Origin of the sequence: Pseudomonas sp. 1912-s (genome assembly GCF_029269205.1) — a bacterium.
Taxonomy (GTDB): Bacteria; Pseudomonadota; Gammaproteobacteria; order Pseudomonadales; family Pseudomonadaceae; genus Aquipseudomonas.
The window spans coordinates 14,521-35,315 of sequence record NZ_JARIXR010000015.1 but is presented as its reverse complement, the minus strand read 5'-3'; the positions used below and the strand labels follow the sequence as shown (position 1 = coordinate 35,315).

The following is a 20,795-nucleotide window of genomic DNA, read 5'->3' as shown; positions in this document are numbered from 1 at the left end:
GCATCGACTGACACACCGCATTCGCGAGCAAGCCCGCTCCCACATTGGGTCGGCGACGCCTGGAAGACATGTGATTTACACAAGTGCAATAAAAACTAAGGAAGGTCACCGTGAAAACAACAAAACGAGGGTTTCAATCCGCCATCCCGACAGGCCCGGGCTACCCGCTCAAGGCCCTGAGTGGCGTGCCATACGGCGCGTTGCTGTGTTGCCTGGCCAGCCTGGGTACCGCCCAGGCCGCACCCTACGTCGAAACCGGGAAACTGGGGGACGCTGCCAGTTGGCGCAGCAATGAGTTCAAGGCCGATTGGGGCCTGGGCGCCGTGCATGCAGACGCTGCCTACGCCGCCGGCTACACCGGCAAGGGCGTGAAGCTGGGGATCTTCGACCAGCCGGTGTACGCCCAGCACCCGGAATTCGCGAGCCCCGGCAAAGTGGTCACGATTGTGACCGAGGGCATCCGTCAATACACCGACCCGTACATCCCGGTGAAGGCCGGGGATGCCTTTCGCTACGACGGCACGCCGTCCCTGGGCTCCAACGGCAAGCTCGGCAATCACGGCACCCACGTCGGCGGCATTGCGGCGGGTAATCGCGATGGCGGGCCGATGCATGGCGTGGCGTTCGATGCGCAAATCATCAGTGCCGAAAACGGTGACCCGGGCCCCGAAGACGGGATCATCCTGGGCAACGACGGCGCGGTCTACAAAGCCGGTTGGGACGCGTTGGTGGCCAGCGGTGCGCGCATTATCAACAACAGCTGGGGCATTGGGATTGGTGACCAGTACGCCAAGGGCGGGCGTGATCCGGCGTTCCCCAACTTCACGGTCAATGAGGCCCAGGCCCAGTTCAATAACATCCGGCCGATCCTCGGCACGATCGCCGGCGGTGCCTATCAGGGTGCGATCGATGCGGCCCGCAGCGGGGTGCTGACGATCTTCGCCGCCGGAAACGACTACAACCGCAATAACCCGGATGCGATTTCGGGCCTGGCGTACTTCGTGCCGGAGATCGCACCCAACTGGTTGTCGGTGGCGGCCTTGCAGCAGAACCCCGACACCGCCAGTGCCGACCCGTACGTGATCAGCACCTTCTCCTCTCGCTGCGGTTATGCCGCGAGCTTTTGCGTCGCGGCGCCCGGCACCAAGATCTACAGCTCGGTGATCAACGGCACCACCCTGGAAAACCTGACCACCGACTACGCCAACTTCAACGGCACCTCCATGGCCGCGCCCCATGTGGCCGGCAGTGCGGCGGTGTTGATGGAGCGCTTCCCGTACATGAGCGGCGACCAGATTTCCACGTTGCTCAAAACCACCGCGACCGACCTCGGCGCACCGGGCATCGACTCGCTGTACGGCTGGGGCATGATAAACCTGGGCAAGGCCATCAACGGCCCGGGGATGTTTGTGACGGCTGAGGATATTCCGGCCGAGTTTCGAATCGACGGCGCCTACGGCTCCGGCCAATTCGTCGCGGACCTGCCAGGGATGGGCGCCGTGGTGGATGCCGGTAAACCGACCCAGCGCCTTTGCACCGATGTGCATTGCGGGCTGGACGTGTGGAGCAACGACATCGCCGGGCATGGCGGCCTGACCAAGCAAGGCATTGGCGCGCTGGTGCTGACCGGCACCAGCACCTACAGCGGCCCGACCCTGGTCAACCAGGGGTTGCTGGCAATCAATGGTTCGATCACCTCCGACGTCACCGTGGGCAGCAGCGGGGTAGTGGGTGGTTCCGGGCACATCGGTTCACTCACCGCCAACAGCGGCGGTACCGTGGCGCCGGGCAATTCCATTGGCACCCTGAACGTGGCAGGGGATGTGAACTTTGCGGCGGGCTCCACCTATGCGGTGGAGCTGTCGGCCACCAACAGTGATCGCATTGTCGCCGGTGGCAAGGCCACCCTCAGCGGCGGCACGGTGACCCTGGCCCTGGAAAACAGCCCGACATTGCTGACCCAGACCCAGGCCGAAAGCCTGATCGGGCGCCAGTACAACATCCTTCAGGCCGCCGGCGGCATTACTGGCAGCTTCGGTTCGGTGCTGCCCAACTACCTGTTTCTCGGCGGCACCCTGAACTATGCCGCCAACGGCGTGCAACTGGATGTAGCGCGCAACGCCAACACCTTCGCCAGCGTGGCGGCCACGCCGAATCAACGCTCGGTTGCAGCCGCTGCCGAACAGTTGGGCGCCGGTAACGCTGTGTATGAAAGTCTGTTGTCGGCGCCGAATGCGGCGTCGGCCCAGGGTGCATTCCAGCAGCTGTCCGGGGAAATCTACCCGGCGCTGGAAACTGCGCTGGTCAATGACAACCGCTACCTGCGCGAAGCCGTGGGCGAGCGTTTGCAGCAAGGCGAAATGGGCGCATCGACCGAGACTATCGACAGCCGCGGCAACGTTTGGGTCAAGGCCCTCGGCGCCTGGGGCAAGACCGACAGCCGCAGCGACACGGCAGGCTACACCACCTCCATCGGCGGCATGCTGGCGGGTGTGGACGGTGCGCTGGACGAAGACACCCGTTTGGGCCTGGTGGCGGGCTACAGCGACACGTCGCTGAATATGGGCAGTGACACCCACTCCCGCGCATCGGTCGACAGCTATCACCTGGGTGCCTATGCCGGGCACGAGATCGGCGCCTTGCGTTTGAGCGGGGGCGCAACCTACAGCTGGCACCGCGCCGATGTGAAGCGCGAGCTGCAATACGGTGAAGTCGCCGGCAAGCAAAAAGCCAAGGTCGATGCCCGCAGTACCCAGGTGTTTACCGAAGCGGCGTATCGCCTGAACTTGCAACCCCTTGCCCTGGAACCGTTCGCCAGCCTGGCGTATGTGCACCTGGATGCCGACGGGTTTACCGAGAAGGGTGATGCGGCGGCGTTGAAGGGCGGGGATGACAGCCGCGACCTGGTGTTGAGCACCCTGGGCGTAAGGGCGCTGAAAACCTTGAACGTGAGCGATCACCAGCAACTGGAGCTTTCCGGCACGCTGGGCTGGCAGCACAACCTGAGCAGCGTCGACTCCGAACGCCACCTGGCGTTTGCGTCGGGCAGCCCGTCGTTCTCCGTGGAAAGTTCGCCGATGGTGCGTGATGCGGCGCTGGTGGGCGCACGGGTCAGCCTGGCGCTGAGCAAGGACGCGAAGGTGAATCTTGATTACAACGGCCTGCTGGCCAGCAAGGAGAAAGTCCATGGCGTCGGCTTGAGCCTCGACTGGGCGTTCTGAAATACCGTTGTTTGGCTTTCTCGACAATTCCAACAAAAGAGAGGCAATACCATGGGTGTCTTTGACTATAAAAACCTCGGGACCGAGGGCTCCAAAGCGTTGTTCGCCGATGCCATGGCGATCACGTTGTACTCCTACCACAACCTGGATAACGGCTTCGCCGTGGGCTACCAGCACAACGGTTTTGGCTTGGGCCTGCCCGCAACCCTGGTGGGCGCGTTGCTGGGCAGTACCGATTCCCAAGGGGTGATTCCGGGGATTCCCTGGAACCCCGATTCGGAAAAGGCCGCCCTTGATGCGGTGCACAAGGCCGGCTGGACGCCCATCAGCGCCAGCACCCTGGGCTACGGCGGCAAGGTGGATGCCCGGGGCACGTTCTTCGGTGAAAAAGCCGGCTATACCACCGCTCAGGTGGAAGTGCTGGGCAAGTACGATGGTGACGGCAAGTTGTTGGAAATCGGCATCGGTTTTCGCGGCACCTCCGGCCCCCGGGAAACCCTGATCAGCGATTCCATCGGCGATTTGGTCAGTGACCTGCTGGCCGCGCTGGGGCCGAAGGATTACGCGAAAAACTACGCGGGCGAAGCCTTTGGCACCTTGCTCAAGGATGTCGCGGCGTATGCCGGCAGCCATGGGTTGACGGGCAAGGACGTGGTGGTCAGCGGCCATAGCCTGGGTGGCCTGGCGGTCAACAGCATGGCCGACTTGAGCGGCAACAAATGGTCGGGGTTCTACAAGGATTCTAACTACGTGGCCTACGCTTCGCCGACCCAGAGTGCCGGCGACAAGGTGCTGAACATCGGGTATGAAAATGACCCGGTATTTCGTGCCCTCGACGGTTCGTCGTTCAATTTCTCGTCCCTGGGCGTGCACGACAAGCCCCATGAGTCGACCACCGACAATATCGTCAGCTTCAACGATCACTATGCGTCGACGCTGTGGAATGTCCTGCCGTTTTCCATCGTCAATGTACCGACCTGGATCTCCCATTTGCCCACGGCGTATGGGGATGGCTTGACGCGGGTGCTGGACTCGCAGTTCTACGACCTGACCAGCCGGGATTCGACGATTATCGTGGCCAACCTGTCGGACCCGGGCCGGGCCAATACCTGGGTGCAGGACCTTAACCGCAACGCCGAGCCTCACAAGGGCAACACGTTCATCATTGGCAGTGACGGTGATGACCTGATTCAGGGCGGCAAGGGCGTGGACTTCATCGAGGGCGGCAAGGGCAATGACACGATCCGCGACAACAGTGGGCATAACACCTTTCTGTTCGGAGGGCAGTTTGGGCAGGACCGGGTGATCGGCTATCAGCCCACCGACAAGCTGGTGTTCCGGGATGTGGAGGGCAGTGCTGACTGGCGTGATCACGCCAAGGTGGTGGGGGGCGATACGGTGCTGAGTTTTGGCGCGGACTCGGTAACGCTGGTGGGGGTTGGACTGGCCGGGGTGTGGGGCGATGGAATTTCCATCAGCTAAATAGCGCTGCTGTTGTGGCGAGGGAGCTTGTTCCCGCTGGACTGCGCAGCAGGCCGATTTTTGGGTCCGCTTCGCGGCCCAGCGGGAGCAAGCTCCCTCGCCACGGGGTTAATCAGCGTCTGGGGAGGGGTTATCTCCAGTAGTGGCCGTGGTTCCAGTACGGGCGATGGGGTTGGCCGTAGCCGTAGCCGTAGTAATGACCGCGTGGCCAGTAGCCTCGCGGGCCGTAGCCATAACCCCAGTGGCCGTAGTAGCCGGGAGGAGGCGGTTGCACGATCACCACGCGCGCTGGCGCCTGGCGGATGATGAGGGTGTCGGCAAACACCGGCGTACTCGCCAGCGCAGCCCACATCACGGGAATGAGTAGCAGAGCGCGCACCGCTCGGGACATGAATGCCATGGCCATGGTTCTCCGTCGTACCGCTTTCGAAGATGAAGGCGGTTGATCGGTTAAACGCGGGAGCGGGGGAAATCCTTCGGTAAAATTTTGTTTATTTTGCCCAAGCCAAAAAAAACCGCGCATTTGCGCGGTTTTCTTTACTTCTCCTTGATCACGGTCGCGACGTCGGCGGCCTTGACCCGTATGTGCTTGCCGGCGATGTCGGTGAATTCGTAGAAACCATCCGCAGTCTTCGCGTTCGGCACATCCCTGGTCAAATATTGGGTGCCGTTCTGCAACGTCACTACGGTTTGCGTGGAGCAACCGGCCAATACCAACATCGTCAACATACCCAGTGCCAGACCCAAATTCTTCATGCTCATAACCCTTACCCTGACCCTTCGAAAACCCCGCGCCTGAGCGGTCGGGGGAGACACATTTAATGTGGCTGACAGCCATCTGATCATTATTACGCAAAAAGTTGCGTGTGCCTTTGATCTATTACCGATTGCAACAGCCGGCCGGGGACGGCACTCTGTATGCATAACCAGTATTTGATCCAGCGCCTGAAGTGCCTGAAATGTCCAATCCCCTAGAAGATCCGCTCTATTACCTGCATAACTTCCGCCAAGTGCTCGACTGGCTGGGGCAGCGTTATGCCGATTTGCTGGCCCCTGACGAAGAGCATTTCATTCAGCAATTTGACAGCTTGCCGCAAGCGTCCCAGGCCTTGCTGGTGCGAATGGTAATGCGCAAGGGCGTGCATTTTCGCGCTGGCAAGCTCAACTATGTCGAGATCGGCGCAGTGCAGGAGGCGGTGGTGCCGTTGCTCGAGCAGGGCTGGGTGAGCGATCAGTGCCTGGTGTCGTTTGAAGAGCTGTTCGGCCTGTTGCAGAAAGCCGAAATCCTCGTGGCGTTCAAACCCTGGATCGAGCAACCCAAGGCCAGGAAGTCTGACTGGTTGGCGGTGCTGTCCGCCCAGTTCTGCGAAGCGCGCTGCTTCCAGGATTGGTGCCCGGACGTGGCCGATCAACTCTACAGCCTGACGGTGATGGACCTGTGCGACCGCCTGCGCCTGATGTTCTTTGGCAATCTGTACCAGGACTGGTCGGAGTTTGTGCTGGCAGACCTGGGGATTTTCACTTACGAGAAAGTCGAGTTCTGCGACGAGTCCCGCGGCTTGCGCAGCCGTGACGACGTGCACGGTTTCCTGTTCCTGCACCAGTGCCAGCAGGCTTTTGAAGCGGGTGAGGCGTTGGACGTGGTATTGGAAAACATCACCACCCTGCAGACTGACAACCCCTGGCTGGAAAAGCGCCGGGCCAAGCTGTTGTTTCAAGTAGGCCAGTACTGCGAGCGCAGTGCCGAGCTGGCCCTGGCCGAGGCGATCTACCGGGGCTGCGCTTATCCCGGCGCCCGGGCCCGATTGATTCGGGTACTGGAGCGCCAGGAAGACTACGCCCAGGCGATGCTGCTGGCCCGTGAGGCGCAGGTGGCACCGGAGAGCGCCGCCGAGCAGCAGCATCTGTTGCGGGTGATCCCCAGGCTGCGGCGCAAACTCGGCGAGCCGGCGATACCCAAGGCAAAGCCCCGCGAGATCGTGCGCCTGGACCTTGAGCTGCCGGCCCCGGAGCCGCTGATGTCGGTGGAGTATTGCGTGCAGGCGCACCTGAGCGACCACGGCGCGCCGGTGCATTACGTCGAGAACAGCCTGATCAATTCGTTGTTCGGCCTGCTGTGCTGGCCGGCGATTTTTGCGCCGTTGCCGGGCTCTTTTTTCCACCCGTTCCAGCGCGGCCCGGTGGACCTGCACAGCGAGGATTTTCATCAGCGGCGTGCCGAGCTGTTTGCCGCATGCCTGGATCAACTGGGCGATGAGCGCTACAAGACCACCATCCGCCAGCGGTACATCGACAAATGGGGCATCCAGTCACCCTTCGTGTTCTGGAACGTTCTCAGCGAAGAGCTGCTGGACCAGGCACTCGACTGCCTGCCCGCCGCGCACCTGCGTCACTGGTTCGAGCGCCTGCTGCTGGATATCCGCGCCAATCGTGCCGGCATGCCCGACCTGATCCAGTTCTGGCCCGAGGAAAAAACCTACCGCATGATCGAAGTCAAAGGCCCCGGTGATCGCCTGCAGGACAACCAATTGCGCTGGCTGGAGTTCTGCGGCGAGCACCAGATGCCCGTGACGGTGTGTTATGTGCGCTGGGCGGAGCAGCAGGCTTGAGCTACAGCGTCGCAGTGCGTGCGCTATGTGAGTTCACCGCCAAGGTCGGCGACCTCGACTTGCGGTTTACCCCGTCCCCCAGCGCCCAGGAAGGCATTGTCGGCCACCGCACCGTGGCGTCGCGGCGCAGTGCCCAGTACCAGAACGAAGTTGCGCTGGAGGGCGAATACCGGCAGTTGAAAGTCCGGGGCAGGGCAGATGGCTACGACCCGGACCGCAACCAGCTGGAAGAAGTGAAAACCTATCGCGGCGACCTGGACAAGCAGCCGGCCAACCACCGCCAACTGCACTGGGCCCAGGTCAAGGTGTACGGCTGGCTGATGTGCCAGAAGCTCGGGTTATCGGAGATTGTGCTGGCGCTGGTGTACTTCGACATCGTTGGCGAGCACGAAACCCTCTTGAGCCAACCCTTCCAGGCCGCCGACCTGGAACACTTCTTCAACCAGCAATGCGCGTTGTTCCTCGGGTGGGCCGAACAGGAAATGCGTCAGCGCGAAGCCCGCAACGCCGCAGCGGCGGCCCTGGGCTTTCCCCATGCGGCGTTTCGCCCGGGCCAGCGCTCCCTGGCAGAAACGGTCTACAAGGCCGTCAGCACCGGCCGTTGCCTGATGGCCCAGGCGCCTACCGGGATTGGCAAGACCGTCGGCACGATTTTTCCGATGCTCAAGGCCCTGGCGCCGCAGCAACTGGACAAGGTGTTCTTTCTCACGGCCAAGACCCCCGGCCGCAAATTGGCGCTGGACGCCGCGCAAGTGCTCTATGACAGCAGCCCGGAGCTGCCGCTGCGGGTGCTGGAACTGGTCGCGCGGGACAAGGCCTGCGAACACCTCGACAAAGCCTGTCACGGTGACTCATGCCCTTTGGCCAAGGGCTTTTACGACCGCCTGCCCGCCGCCCGCCAGGCCGCTTCGCAGGTGCGCCTGCTGGACCAGCGCAACCTGCGGGACGTCGCCCTGGCCCATGACGTGTGCCCCTATTACCTGAGCCAGGAAATGGCGCGCTGGACCGACGTGGTGGTTGCCGACTACAACTACTACTTCGATTTCGGCGCCATGCTGTTCGGCCTGGCCCAGCTCAACCAGTGGCGGGTGACGGTGCTGGTGGATGAAGCCCATAACCTGGTGGAACGCGGCCGTTCGATGTACAGCGCCGCCCTCGATCAGTACAGCCTCAAGACGTTTCGTGACACCGCCCCGGAACCGCTCAAGAAGTCCTTGCAGCGCCTGAACCGAGAGTGGAACGCCTTGCACAAAGAACAAGTCGCGCCGTATCAGGCCTATGCCCGCAAACCCGAGAAACTGCTGCAAGCGTTGAGCCTGTGCACCAGCGCCATGGGCGAGTATTTCAACGATCACCCCGAAGCGCTTAATGGCGACCTGCAGGCCTTTTACTTCGAGGCGTTGCAGTTCGCCAAGGTCGCCGAACTGTTCAACGAACACTTCATTTTCGACATCAGCAAGCGCGAACTCAGCGGCAAACGCAGCTCATCCAATCTGTGCCTGCGCAACGTAGTGCCCGCCGAGTTCATTCGCCCGCGATTGACGGCGGCCCGCAGCAGCGTGCTGTTTTCCGCCACCCTGAGCCCGCGGCATTACTACGCGGACTTGCTCGGAATGCCGCCCGACACGGCCTGGGTCGATGTGGAGTCGCCGTTCAAGGCCGAGCAATTGCAGGTGCATATCGTCGACCGGATCTCCACCCGGTTCGTGCATCGCCAGGCGTCCCTGGAACCCATCGTCGAGCTGATCGCCACACAGTTTGCGCAGGCGCCGGGCAACTACCTGGCGTTTTTCAGCAGCTTCGATTATTTGCAGCAAGTGGCGCAATTGTTGGCCGAACGGCACCCGCACATCCCGCTGTGGCAGCAATCACGGGGCATGGCCGAGGCCGAGCGCCAGGCGTTTCTCGACCAGTTCACCCAGCACAGCCAGGGCATCGGTTTTGCCGTACTGGGCGGTGCATTCGGCGAAGGCATTGACCTGCCGGGAACGCGACTGATCGGTGCGTTTATCGCCACCCTGGGCCTGGCACAACTGAACCCGGTGAATGAGCAGCTCAAAGTGCGGATGGGCGCGATTTTCGGCGCCGGTTACGACTACACCTACCTGTACCCGGGCATTCAGAAGGTGGTGCAGGCCGCGGGCCGGGTGATTCGCAGCCAGCAGGACCGCGGCGTGGTGATGCTGATCGATGACCGTTTTGGCGAAGCCCGAGTGCGGCAGTTGTTGCCACGCTGGTGGTCGATCACTGCGGCGGATACACCGCGTCCCGCAACTGGTGGGTGAACAGCCCGGACATGCCTTCGTACGCGGTATTGGTCAATGCGACCACTGTGAGCTTTTGCTGCGGGTCGACAAACCAGCTGTGACCGTAGGCACCGCCCCATTCAAAGGTGCCACGGGATTGCGGCGTGCCCGTCAGCGCCGGGTCATTCAGCACCGCCCAACCGTAACCGAACCCCCAACCCGGGCCCTGGGTTTGCGCCATGGCGCCGACCTGATCGGTGACCATCAACTGCACGCTGTGCGCGGACAGGATCGGTGCGCCGCCCTGGCGAATGGTTTCCAGGAACCGCGCAATATCACTTGCCGTCCCGGCCATGCCGGCGCCGCCGGAAGGGTAGGCACGGGGATCAAGAATCCGCCGCACATCAAACAGCGCGGTGCTGTTGCCCGAGGTGATGGTGGCCTTGTCGACCATACGCAACGGCTGCGGTGATCCATCCTGATACGCGGCGGCCAGCCGCGTGAGGTCGGTCACGGCAAACCCGGTATCGCGCAGGCCCAGAGGCCCGGTCACCGACTCATGGAGCAATTCCGGCAAGCGCTGGCCCGACGCTTTTTCCAGCACCGCACCCAGCACATCGGTGGCCATCGAATACTGCCAGCCGGTACCCGGCGGGTAACTCAAGGGCACGCTGGCGATGCGCTTCAGGTTCTCGGCAAAGCTGATTTCCGGCTCGCCCAAACCATCGGAAACCCCGGCGGTGCGGTAGGGTCCGTGCGGGCTTTCCAGAAAACCGTAGCTGAGGCCGGCGGTGTGGTTGAGCAATTGGCTGACGGTGATCACCGGGGTGGTGCCATCCGCCAGCTTGGGATTGAAGTCGGGCAGCCAGCGGCTGACCGGATCGTCCAGGCCCAGGCGGCCTTGTTCCACCAGGTGCATCGCGGCGGCGGAGACCAGCGGCTTGGTGACCGATGCCAGGCGAAAGATCGTGTCCTCCGTCATCGGCCGCCCGGCTTCCCGGTCCGCCAACCCGGCAGCACGGTGGTAAACCAACTGCCCATCCCGCAGCACCAGCACCACTGTGCCCACCAGGCGCTTGTCGGCAATGGCGCTGTCGACTACCGCATCCACCCGTTGCGCGAGCAGCGGGTCCTGGCTGTCGGCGCAGGCGAGGGTAGTGCAAAGCGAGGCGGCGAAGGCCACAAGGTGTCTGGTAGACGGCTGCATGGGTCAGGCTCTCTCATCGGTAGTGCATGACCAACAAATATGAACACAAGGGCCCCAAACTACAACGAGACACTGCACAGTTGCTGACTCAGTCCCCACAAACGTTCGGCTTGCTCCGGGTCGACGGCCCAAGCCCGTACTCCGTTACGCCGGGAGTCATCCTGCGACGGCGCAGCCACATCGCAATCTTCGCAGTAGACTCCGCCCAGACCCTCTAGTTGCGGGCTGACGGCGCACCATACCGACGTTGCGGCGCCTTGCTCGGGGCTCTTGTAGTGACTGGCGCGACGGATATTGCCTTGGTCATCCAGGGCACCGACGAACGCCAGGTCGTCCTTGTTCAAATAGCGGATCAAGTCAGTGAGAATTTCCCCAGGATGCACGGAGAATGCGCGCACACCATCAGCTATACCGCGTCGGTCGAGCGCTACCGCGAACAGCGCGTTGGCGGTTTTTGATTGGCCATAGGCGAGCCACTTGTCATAGGGGCGGCGCTCAAATTGCGGGTCATCGAAGTGCACAGGGCTGAGCCGATGGCCGAGGGACGACACCGAAACCACCCGTGCCCCGCGGGCCTGGCACAGCGCCGGCCACAGCCTTGCGGTGAGCTGGAAGTGGCCCAGGTGGTTGGTAGCGAACTGAGCTTCGAGGCCTCGTGCATCCCGTTGCAGTGGCGTGGCCATGATTCCGGCGCTATTGATCAGCAGGTCCAATGCCCGCCCGCTGGATAGAAAGTTTTCGGCAAAGCGATCAATTGAGGTCGGGTCGAGTAAATCGAGGCTGGTATGTTCAACGCCGATAATGCCCGCAAGATTGCGTTCGGCCTTTTGAGGATCCCGTGCGGGAACGATCACCTGTGCACCGGCGTTGGACAGCACGCGAACAGTTTCCAGGCCAATGCCGGAATAGCCGCCAGTGACGATCACAGTCTTGCCAAGCAAGTCGCAGGCCGCCAAGGCTTGCAGGGCGGTAGTGCAGGCGTTGAAGCCGCTGCCAACCGGGATTTGTTTTTCAGTCATGAAAGATCTCCTTAAGGGAGGCCTAGGTTCCCCGCTGGAACCCGGACGCGGAATGCCCTAGAGTCCGTTTTTCTGTCGCGATCGTCCGGAGCTTTTATGGATACCCTTTCCGATGTGCTGGCACTGTTAAAAAGCCATCGCTCGACCTTCGCCGGCCTGAAGGCCGGAGGCACATGGGCCATTAACTTTGCGGCGCCGGACGGCATCAAGTTCAACGCGGTGGTGGAGGGCAGTTGCTGGCTGGAGGTGGAAGGGCTGGTGGTGCCGATGCGCTTGTATGAGGGTGATTGTTTCCTGTTGACCCAGGCACGCCCGTGGAGGCTGTCCAGTCATCTGTCGGGTGAAGGCGTTGATGCACGGGAGGTGTATGCCGATGCGGTGGGCGGTATCGCCACACTGGGGGACACGGTGGATCTGTTTTTGATTGCCGGGCGCTTTATCTACGGGGATGACGCTCGGCTGTTGCTGGACAGCCTGCCGCCGGTGCTGCGGGTGAGCGCCCACTCCGAACAGGCCGCCGTATTGCGCTGGTGCCTGGACCGCCTGGCCCGGGAATATGCCAGCCCGCTACAAGGTGCGGCGCTGATGACCGAGCATTTGGCGCAAATGATGCTGGTGCAAATCCTGCGGCTCTATCAATCTTCCATGGGCGCGAACGCCACTGGCTGGTTGGGGGCATTGACCGATCCAAGGCTGGCTCCGGTGCTGCGGGAAATTCACGCGGCACCTGCCCGGCGCTGGACATTGAATGAAATGGCCGCCGTGGCGAGTCAATCCCGCTCTACCTTTGCCTTGCACTTCAAGCAACGGGTAGGACTGGCACCGCAGGAATACCTGACCCGCTGGCGCATGCACCTGGCGGTGCAGGCCTTGAAAGCCAGCGATAACAGCGTGTCCACGATCGGCCAGTCCCTGGGTTATCAGTCAGACAGCGCGTTCAGCAATGCTTTCAAGCGGGTGATGGCCTGCTCTCCCCGGGAATACCGCGAGCGAACCCCACACAAGGAACCCAGTGATGAGCGAGATCCAGCAGCAGAAGGTCAAGGTCAACGGCATTGAATTGAACGTGCACATCGCCGGGCCCGAGAACGGTCCGCCGGTGTGGCTGCTGCATGGGTTTCCCGAGTGCTGGTACTCCTGGCGCGAGCAGATTCCGGCGCTTGTCGCGCTGGGTTATCGGGTGTTTGTGCCGCAAATGCGCGGTTATGGACAGTCCAGCGCGCCGCCGGAGGTGGCCGACTATGAGCTGCTGACCCTGTGCGCCGATATCCAGGGCGCCATGGACCTGTTCGGGCATCGCCAGGTCGTCATGGTCGGCCACGACTGGGGCGCAGTGGTGGCCTGGCACCTGGCGTTGCTGGAGCCTGAGCGGGTCACCCGGCTGGTAACGATGTCGGTGCCGTTCGCCGGGCGCTCGCGCAGGCCGGTGATCGAGATCATGCGCGAGCTGTACGCCGATCGCTTCAATTACATCCTGTACTTCCAGGCCCCGGGCGTGGCCGAAAAGGAGCTGGATGCCGACATTGAGCGAACCCTGCGCCTGTTCATGCAGGACCAGGACGTGTTCCTGCAGCAGAAACCCGCCAGCGCGAAACTGCTGGAAGGTGTCCCGCTGCCGGGCAAGCTTCCGGCCTGGTGCAGCCAGCAGGATCTCGATGTGTATGTGCAGACCTTCGCCAATGACGGCTTTCGCGGCCCGTTGAACTGGTACCGCAACTTCGAGCGTAACTGGCAGCGCACCGAGTTCATGGCCGGCAAACAGGTGCTGCAACCGACGCTGTTCCTGATCGGCGACCGCGACCCGGTGGGCGTGTTCGAAGCTCACACCCTCAAGCGCATGCCTGAGGTGGTGCCCAACCTGCAGCAAGCGGTCCTGGCCAACTGCGGCCACTGGATTCAGAACGAGCAGGGGGCCAGGGTCAACGAGTTGCTGGTCGGGTTTCTAGGGCGAACGTGAACGTCGCGCCGCGTCCTGGCACGTCGATCAGGCGGATTTCCTGACCGTGCAACTGCAGGATCCGGTGCACGATGCGCAAGCCCAGGCCGCCATCGCGTCGGGCACCGCCAATGGTGAACGCACGCAGGAACAGACCTTCGCGCAAATCCGCCGCAATCCCCGGGCCGCTGTCGCTCACCGTCACTTCAACAACGCCGGCCCTGGGCGCCAGGGTCACTTCAATTTCGCCATTGAGCGGCGTATGGCGCAAGGCATTGTCCAGCAGGTTGGTGAGCACCCGTTCGATCAGGCCCAAATCCGCCAATACGGTCGGCACTACCGGCGGCAGGCTGGCGGTGAGGGTGATGCTGCGGGCTTCGGCCGTGAGTTCGAACTTCTGGAAGATGTCCTGCACCAGGTCGGGCAACGAAAAACCTTCGATGACCGGCTGCACAAACCCGTGTTCCAGGCGCACCAGCTCCAGCAGCGACTGGGCAAGCCCACCGACCTTGCGACTCTGGTCCAGGGCGATACCCAGGTAGCGCCGGCGTTCCTGCGGGGTCAGGCTGGCGTCTTTCAGGGACAGGGTTTCCAGGTAGCCATGCAAGGAGGCCAGGGGCGTGCGCAGGTCGTGGGAGATATTCGCGACCATCTCCCGGCGTTCCTGCTCTTGATGAGTGATGGCCCGCCACTGTTCACCCAGGCGGTTTTCCATCTGCACGAAGGCGTGGTCGAGCACCGCAATCTCATCCTGGCTGGCCACCTCGGGGGCCACGGCTTGCGGGACTTTCGGTGCGCCGTTGATATCGAACTGGCCAACCTTTTCGGTTAACTGCCGCAGGGGCCGGGTGATCCATGCAAACGCGGTCAAACCCGCCAACAGGCACAGCAACGCCACCAGCGCGATGGACCACAGGGCGATATTCAGGGCCATGCCGGTGGCGTCCCGGGCGTCGAATACATCATGGGCCTCGCCCAACAGCACCACATACAGGTAGCCGGCCTGCTGGCCATTGACCCGCAGCGGTGCGGCGCTGAACACCTTGAGGCCGTCGACGCTGCGCGGGTCATCGCCGAGGATCGGCAACATTGCTCCGCTGAGGAACCGCCGCACCGGTGCCAGGTTGACCTGGTCGCGGCGCAGGTGGCCGCTGGGCGCCGCATTGCCAACCACGCGGCCGTTGATGTCCAGCAGGTACACCTCGACGCTCGGGTTCACCAGCATCAATTGGCTGAACAGGTTGCGCACCGCCTCAGGCTTCAGGCCGTCGGCGTCCATCAGTTGGGTGTCGCGGGCGATGTGCGCGGCGAGGTCGCGGGACAGGCCTTGCACCACTTCCAGCTCATGCATGTGGTTGGAGCGCACTTGCAGCCACGCCGAGGTGCCGCTGCAAATCAACAGCAACAGGGCGAACACCAGGGACAGGCGCTGGGTCAGGGTCAGCCTCATGCGGACTGCTCGGCAAATTTGTAGCCACGGCCCCACACCGTGAGGATGCGCGCCGGGTTGGCCGGATCAGCCTCGACCTTGGCCCGCAGGCGGTTGATATGGGTGTTGACCGTGTGCTCATAGCCTTCGTGGCTGTAGCCCCAGACGGCGTTGAGCAGGTCCATGCGCGAAAACACCTTGCCCGGCTGGCGGGCGAAAAAGTACAGCAGGTCGAATTCCCGGGGCGTGAGGTCCAGCCGCTGGCCTTGCAGGGTGGCGTCGCGGGTCAGCGGGTTGATGAACAACTGGCCGAGGTCAAGGCTGCCGGCGTCCATCTTCAGGTTGCGCGCCATGGCGTCGACCCGACGCAGCAGTGCCTTGACCCGCGCCACCAACTCCGGCATGGAAAACGGCTTGGCCAGGTAGTCGTCGGCCCCCAGTTCCAGGCCCAGGATGCGGTGCAGCTCACTGGAGCGGGCACTTGTGATAATGATCGGCGTGTAGCGCGTCATGGCCCGGGCCCGCCGGCAGATTTCCAGGCCGTCGACGCCGGGCAGCATCAAGTCGAGGATCAGCGCATCCCAACCGCCTTGCTCCAGCAGGCGCAGGCCTTCGTCACCGTCGGCGCTGTGGACCACCTCGAACTGCTCGTCCCGCAAGTGCAGGCAGATCAAATCGGCAATATGGGCATCGTCCTCGACCACCAGGACACGTTTGGGCTGATCCATTGATAGAAACCTGTCTTCGTAATTCGCGCATTGTGCGGCTTTTGCAACAGTGTAGTTATCACGAATTGTTTAACTCTGCGTGAGGATTCCGCGACCACCCCGGGCCTAACCTTCACTCATCGCAATGGCAAAAATTGTGGCGAGGGGGCTTGTCCCCCGTTGGGCTGCGTAGCGGCCCCAAAAAAAGCGGGAGCGCTGCGCACTCCAACGGGGGACAAGCCCCCTCGCCACAGGGTTATTTGCCGGCCGTATAGCGTTGGAACTTAGGAGAAGGTCATGTATTCACGTCGACAGATCTTGCTGGCCGGCGGCGGCCTTGGGCTCGCGGTCATCGCCGGTGGCCTGCTGCAAAAAATCAACGCCGGCCCCGGGCTGATCGCCGAAGCCGAGGCCGCCGAAAACTTCGAAGTCAGCCACACCGATGCCGAATGGCGCACCCTGCTGACCGCCGAGCAATACGCGATCCTGCGCGAGGAGGGCACCGAACGCCCCTACAGCAGCGCGCTCAACAGTGAACACCGCAATGGCACCTTCGCCTGCGCCGGTTGCGCACTGCCTCTTTATTCCTCGACCACCAAGTTTGAAAGCCACACCGGCTGGCCCAGCTTCTGGCAACCGCTGGAAAACGCCGTGGCCAGCCACGTCGACACCTCCTTTGGCGTGGTGCGCAAGGAAATCCACTGCCGGCGCTGTGGCGGCCATCAGGGCCACGTATTCGACGACGGCCCGGCCCCCACCGGCCTGCGCTACTGCATGAACGGCGCAGCCATGACGTTCACCGCGGCTTAATTCAATGTCGTCTTATAAGGGAATACCCCATGTGGCTTTTGGTTCTCGCGTACCTGGGCGGCGTGCTGACAATTGTCAGCCCCTGCATCCTGCCGGTTCTGCCTTTTGTCTTCGCTCGCACCGGGCAGCCGTTTTTGCGCAGTGGCTTGCCGCTGTTGCTGGGGATGGCGATGACCTTCGCCCTGGTCGCGTCGCTCGCGGCGGTGGGCGGCGGTTGGGTGGTGCAAGTCAATCAGTACGGTCGCTGGCTCGCGTTGCTGTTTGTTGCGCTATTCGGGCTGACGCTGCTGCTGCCCAGCCTGTCCGAGCGCCTGACCCGGCCACTGGTGGCCGCGGGCAGTCGCCTGTCGGAAGCCGCCGGGGCCGATTCGCGGCCGCGTCCCGGCGCATCGTTCCTGATCGGCGTGGCCACCGGGCTGCTGTGGGCACCGTGCGCCGGGCCCATCCTGGGGCTGGTGCTGACGGGCGCCGCGCTGCAGGGCGCCAGTATCGGCACTACCTTGCTCTTGCTGGCCTACGCGGCCGGGGCTGCCACCTCCCTGGCCTTGGCGCTGCTGGTCGGCGGTAAAGTCTTTGGCTTCATGAAGCGCTCGCTCGGTGCCGGTGAATGGCTGCGTCGCGGCTTGGGCGCGCTGATGCTGGCGGGTGTGGCGGCGATTGCCCTGGGCCTGGACACCGGGATTCTCGCACGCTTGTCGACGGCCTCCACCGGCGGCCTGGAACAGAGCCTGGTGGAAAAACTCAGCGCCAAGCCTGAACAGAAGAGCGGGGCGATGATGGCCGGTGGCGCGATGATGATGTCGGCCAACCACAGCGACACCCTGCCGGTGGAAGGCCAGTTGCCGCCGCTGGACGGCGCCGTGCAATGGCTCAACTCCGAGCCGCTGACCGCCGAGGCGTTGAAAGGCAAGGTGGTGCTGGTGGATTTCTGGACCTACTCCTGCATCAACTGCCTGCGCACCTTGCCGTACGTGAAAGCCTGGGCCGAGAAGTACCGTGACCAGGGCCTGGTCGTGATCGGTGTGCACGCCCCGGAATTTGCCTTCGAGCGCGACGTCAACAACGTCACCAAGGCCATGAAGGACCTGGGCATTACCTACCCGGTGGCGATCGACAACAACTACAAAATCTGGCGCGCGTTCAACAACCAGTACTGGCCGGCGCATTACTTTGCCGACGCCAAGGGCCAGATCCGCTACCACCATTTTGGCGAGGGTGATTACGCCGAGTCCGAACGGGTTATCCAGCAACTGCTGCGTGAAGCGGGCGCCACCCAGGTGGCGGGCGGTTTGATCGAAGCCGACGCCAAGGGCATCCAGGCCGCACCGGACATGAACGAAGTGCAATCGCCGGAAACCTACCTGGGCTTCCAGCGTGCCGAGAACTTCGTGTCCACCGGCACCCTGGCCACTGACAAGGTCGCCAACTACCCGGCAGCCGGCAATCTCGCGCTGAACAACTGGACCCTGGAAGGCCAGTGGAACGTCGGTGGGCAGCAAGCCACCCTCGCGGCGGCCAACGGCAAGATCGTCTACCGCTTTCACGCCCGTGATTTGCACCTGGTGCTGGGCCCTGGCGCCGACGGCAAGCCGGTGCGCTTCAAGGTCACCGTCGACGGCCAGGCGCCGGGTGATGCCCATGGCACCGACGTCGCACCGGACGGCAGCGGCACCGTGACCGAACAACGCTTGTACCAGCTTGTTCGTCAGCCGGGCGCGGTCAAGGATCGTACGTTCAGCATCGAGTTTCTTGACCCACACGTGGCGGCTTACGCCTTCACCTTCGGCTAACCCGGCGACGTAACGCTTGAACTGAAAACCCAATCAATGTGGGAGCTGGCTTGCCTGCGATAGCGATGTTGAATTCACCACCGCCATCGCAGGCAAGCCAGCTCCCACCGTTGACCGTGTTTATTCTGATGTCTTGGAGTGAATGAGATGAAACTGCTTAATTACTTACCGGCCCTCGCGTTTGCTGCCTTCGTCGGCCACGCCTCGGCGTTCTCTTTCGGCCCGTCCGACGACGCCGTGGCCATCGCACCACCGGCCATGGACCTGCCGGCAAACGGTAGCAATCTGCAAACCGCGGTGTTCGCCGGCGGCTGCTTCTGGGGCGTGCAGGGCGTGTTCCAACACGTGCAGGGGGTGAAAAACGCCGTCTCCGGCTATGACGGCGGCGCGGCCAGCACCGCCCAGTACGAAAGCGTCAGCGGCGGTGATACCGGCCACGCCGAATCCGTCTCCGTGACCTACGACCCGAGCAAGGTCAGCTACGGCAAGCTGCTGCAGATCTACTTCTCGGTGGCCCACAACCCCACGGAACTCAATCGCCAGGGGCCGGACAGCGGCACCCAGTACCGCTCGGCGATCTTTGCCCAGAATGCCGAACAGCAAAAAGTCGCCCAGGCCTACATCGACCAGCTCGACGCCGCCAAATCCTTCGACAAGCCGATCGTGACCAGGATCGAAATGGGCAAGGCGTTCTACCCGGCGGAGTCCTATCACCAGGACTTCCTGACGGAAAACCCGTCCTACCCGTACATCGTGATCAACGATCTGCCCAAGGTGGCCCAGCTGAAAAAACTGTTCCCCGATCAATACCGGGCAGAGCCGGTGCTGGTGAAAAACCAGTAGGCTCTCAGCCCTTGGCTTTTGCCAGGTAGGGCGCCAGGCGCCGGCCCATTTCCTCACCCAGGGCTTGCAGCCCGCTCAAGGGGCGGATCATCACTTCAAACTCGATGATCTGCCCTTGCTCGTTAAAGCGAATCAGGTCGATGCCCTTGAGCTGCTTGTCACCCACCCGTGCGCTGAACTCCAGCACCACGCTTTGACCGTCGGCGGTGGCCAGCTCGCGGTGATAGGTGAAGTCTTCAAAGACGTTGAACACGGTGTTGAGGATCATCGACACCACCGGCGCGCCCGGGTAGGGCGTGTGGGCCATGGGCGAGCGGAATACCGCGTCGGGGGCCAGCAATTCGGGGAGGGCTTTCAAATCACCGGCAACCAGCATGGCGTGCCAGCGCTTGAGGCTGTGGGCGGCCTGGGGCGATAGGTTCAGTTGTTCGGACATGTCGGGCACCTGTTCTTATGATTGGCGGGGCGTTGCACCCCACCAACATAAGAGCGGCACCAAGGCCGATCAATGATCCAAATTGACAGTTATATGATTGAGCCGCACATCAGACCACTTCCAGGTACGAGCTATGAATCGCCCGCGCCAGCTCGCGCACGGTGTCGATAAACTCCGTCAGCCGGCTGTGCAGCCCGTCCTCCAGAATCTCGTCAATCCCCGTATACCTCAGCCGCGCTTCAAACTCGGCCGCCAGGCGCTGGGCCGTGCGCCCATAACTCCCGGGCAAATCCGCCAGGATGTGGCTCAACTCCTCGATACACGCATGCAACGAGCGGGGCACATCACTGCGCAACAGCAACAGCTCCGACACTGACCGCGCATTCAACGCATTCGGGTACAGCTCCGTATACGCCTCAAACGACGACAACGCCCGCAGCAACGCGCTCCACTGGTAATACCCGCGTGCCGACAGGTCGCTGACCTCTTCGGACTCTTCGCCAAACATCTCATACCGCGCATCCAGCAGGCGCAGGGTGTTATCCGCTCGCTCGACAAACGTGCCCAGCCGGATAAACCGATACGCGTCATTACGCATGATCGTCCCGGAAGTGGCCCCGCGAAACAGGTGCGAACGCTGCTTCACCCAGTCACAAAAGTGGCTGATGCCATGGCGCGCCAACCCGCCGGCCGCGATGCTGCGCATCTCCAGCCAGGTGGCGTTGAGGTTTTCCCACATGTCGGCGGTGATCCGCCCGCGCACCGCATGGGCATTCCCGCGAGCGGCCCGCAGGCAGTTGTAGATACTGGCCGGGTTTTCCTCGTCGAGGGCGAAGAAGTGCAGCATGCGCTCGGCGTCCAGCTGTTGATGGCGCTCAAGGTAACTGTCCAGGGTGCCGCTGCTGAGCAACGACATGGCCAACTCGTCCAGCCCGTCACTGCGCCCGGCCTGGGGCATCAGCGACAGCGAATAACTGACTTCCAGCATGCGCGCCAGGTTCTCGGCGCGCTCCAGGTAACGGGACATCCAATACAAATCTGCGGCGGTTCTACTCAGCAT

General features: G+C 62.7%; 17 protein-coding genes. 9 read left to right on the top strand and 8 right to left on the bottom strand.

Going from position 1 to position 20,795, the window contains the following annotated elements; all coding sequences use genetic code 11:
• The first annotated feature begins 110 nt into the window (after window positions 1–110).
• Complete coding sequence (locus P3C29_RS19095) at window positions 111–3,221, top strand: autotransporter serine protease (protein WP_275965187.1); 3,111 nt, start codon at window positions 111–113, stop codon at window positions 3,219–3,221.
• Between the two features lie 51 nt (window positions 3,222–3,272).
• Window positions 3,273–4,703 (top strand): lipase, encoded by a 1,431-nt coding sequence (locus tag P3C29_RS19090; protein WP_275965186.1) that lies wholly within the window; start codon window positions 3,273–3,275, stop codon window positions 4,701–4,703.
• Window positions 4,704–4,833: 130 nt separating this feature from the next.
• Here the strand turns inward: P3C29_RS19090 and P3C29_RS19085 are convergent, their stop codons facing one another.
• Window positions 4,834–5,103: a hypothetical protein gene (locus tag P3C29_RS19085; protein ID WP_169388349.1), complete on the bottom strand. Its 270-nt coding sequence runs from the start codon at window positions 5,101–5,103 to the stop codon at window positions 4,834–4,836.
• Window positions 5,104–5,240: 137 nt separating this feature from the next.
• Window positions 5,241–5,465 carry a YgdI/YgdR family lipoprotein gene (locus P3C29_RS19080; RefSeq protein WP_010169379.1) on the bottom strand — a complete coding sequence of 75 codons (225 nt, stop codon included), beginning with the start codon at window positions 5,463–5,465 and terminating at the stop codon, window positions 5,241–5,243.
• 197 nt (window positions 5,466–5,662) lie between these two features.
• On the opposite strand from P3C29_RS19080, the gene P3C29_RS19075 reads away from it, so the two are divergent.
• Window positions 5,663–7,312, top strand: coding sequence for a VRR-NUC domain-containing protein (locus P3C29_RS19075; protein WP_275965185.1), 1,650 nt, complete (start codon window positions 5,663–5,665; stop codon window positions 7,310–7,312).
• Complete coding sequence (locus tag P3C29_RS19070; protein WP_275965184.1) at window positions 7,309–9,597, top strand: ATP-dependent DNA helicase; 2,289 nt, start codon at window positions 7,309–7,311, stop codon at window positions 9,595–9,597. Before P3C29_RS19075 ends, P3C29_RS19070 begins: the two co-directional genes overlap by 4 nt.
• Here the strand turns inward: P3C29_RS19070 and P3C29_RS19065 are convergent.
• A complete protein-coding gene (locus P3C29_RS19065; protein WP_201124009.1) occupies window positions 9,557–10,765 on the bottom strand; it encodes a serine hydrolase domain-containing protein in 1,209 nt (402 codons plus the stop codon). The two genes, P3C29_RS19070 and P3C29_RS19065, sit on opposite strands and share 41 nt — an antisense overlap.
• Window positions 10,766–10,824: 59 nt before the next feature.
• Window positions 10,825–11,784 carry an oxidoreductase gene (locus P3C29_RS19060; RefSeq protein WP_275965183.1) on the bottom strand — a complete coding sequence of 320 codons (960 nt, stop codon included), beginning with the start codon at window positions 11,782–11,784 and terminating at the stop codon, window positions 10,825–10,827.
• Window positions 11,785–11,880: 96 nt separating this feature from the next.
• On the opposite strand from P3C29_RS19060, the gene P3C29_RS19055 reads away from it, so the two are divergent.
• Together P3C29_RS19055 and P3C29_RS19050 are read left to right on the top strand one after the other, a co-directional pair.
• Window positions 11,881–12,843 (top strand): AraC family transcriptional regulator, encoded by a 963-nt coding sequence (locus tag P3C29_RS19055; protein WP_201124013.1) that lies wholly within the window; start codon window positions 11,881–11,883, stop codon window positions 12,841–12,843.
• Window positions 12,800–13,741 (top strand): alpha/beta hydrolase, encoded by a 942-nt coding sequence (locus tag P3C29_RS19050; RefSeq protein WP_275965181.1) that lies wholly within the window; start codon window positions 12,800–12,802, stop codon window positions 13,739–13,741. The genes P3C29_RS19055 and P3C29_RS19050 overlap by 44 nt, the downstream gene beginning before the upstream one ends.
• On the opposite strand, the gene P3C29_RS19045 is transcribed toward P3C29_RS19050, so the two are convergent.
• On the bottom strand, window positions 13,704–15,170 hold the full coding sequence (locus tag P3C29_RS19045; protein ID WP_275965180.1) for a HAMP domain-containing sensor histidine kinase: 1,467 nt from the start codon (window positions 15,168–15,170) through the stop codon (window positions 13,704–13,706). The genes P3C29_RS19050 and P3C29_RS19045 overlap by 38 nt on opposite strands.
• Window positions 15,167–15,877, bottom strand: a complete 711-nt coding sequence (locus P3C29_RS19040) for a response regulator transcription factor (RefSeq protein ID WP_003217086.1) — start codon at window positions 15,875–15,877, stop codon at window positions 15,167–15,169. Before P3C29_RS19040 ends, P3C29_RS19045 begins: the two co-directional genes overlap by 4 nt.
• Before the next feature lie 276 nt (window positions 15,878–16,153).
• On the opposite strand from P3C29_RS19040, the gene msrB reads away from it, so the two are divergent.
• The 3 genes from msrB (at window position 16,154) to msrA (ending at window position 19,299) form a co-directional block, all read left to right on the top strand.
• Entirely contained in the window at window positions 16,154–16,666 is a 513-nt protein-coding gene (gene msrB, locus P3C29_RS19035; RefSeq protein ID WP_169388357.1) for a peptide-methionine (R)-S-oxide reductase MsrB, read from the top strand.
• Between the two features lie 29 nt (window positions 16,667–16,695).
• The gene (locus P3C29_RS19030; protein ID WP_275965179.1) at window positions 16,696–18,456 is read left to right on the top strand and encodes a cytochrome c biogenesis protein DipZ; all 1,761 of its coding nucleotides are present in this window, start codon (window positions 16,696–16,698) and stop codon (window positions 18,454–18,456) included.
• A gap of 147 nt (window positions 18,457–18,603) precedes the next feature.
• Complete coding sequence (msrA, locus tag P3C29_RS19025; protein WP_010169368.1) at window positions 18,604–19,299, top strand: peptide-methionine (S)-S-oxide reductase MsrA; 696 nt, start codon at window positions 18,604–18,606, stop codon at window positions 19,297–19,299.
• A 4-nt stretch (window positions 19,300–19,303) separates the two neighbouring features.
• On the opposite strand, the gene P3C29_RS19020 is transcribed toward msrA, so the two are convergent.
• Together P3C29_RS19020 and P3C29_RS19015 are read right to left on the bottom strand one after the other, a co-directional pair.
• Window positions 19,304–19,735 carry a nuclear transport factor 2 family protein gene (locus P3C29_RS19020; RefSeq protein ID WP_010169367.1) on the bottom strand — a complete coding sequence of 144 codons (432 nt, stop codon included), beginning with the start codon at window positions 19,733–19,735 and terminating at the stop codon, window positions 19,304–19,306.
• Between the two features lie 109 nt (window positions 19,736–19,844).
• Window positions 19,845–20,795 carry an alpha-E domain-containing protein gene (locus tag P3C29_RS19015; RefSeq protein WP_010169366.1) on the bottom strand — a complete coding sequence of 317 codons (951 nt, stop codon included), beginning with the start codon at window positions 20,793–20,795 and terminating at the stop codon, window positions 19,845–19,847.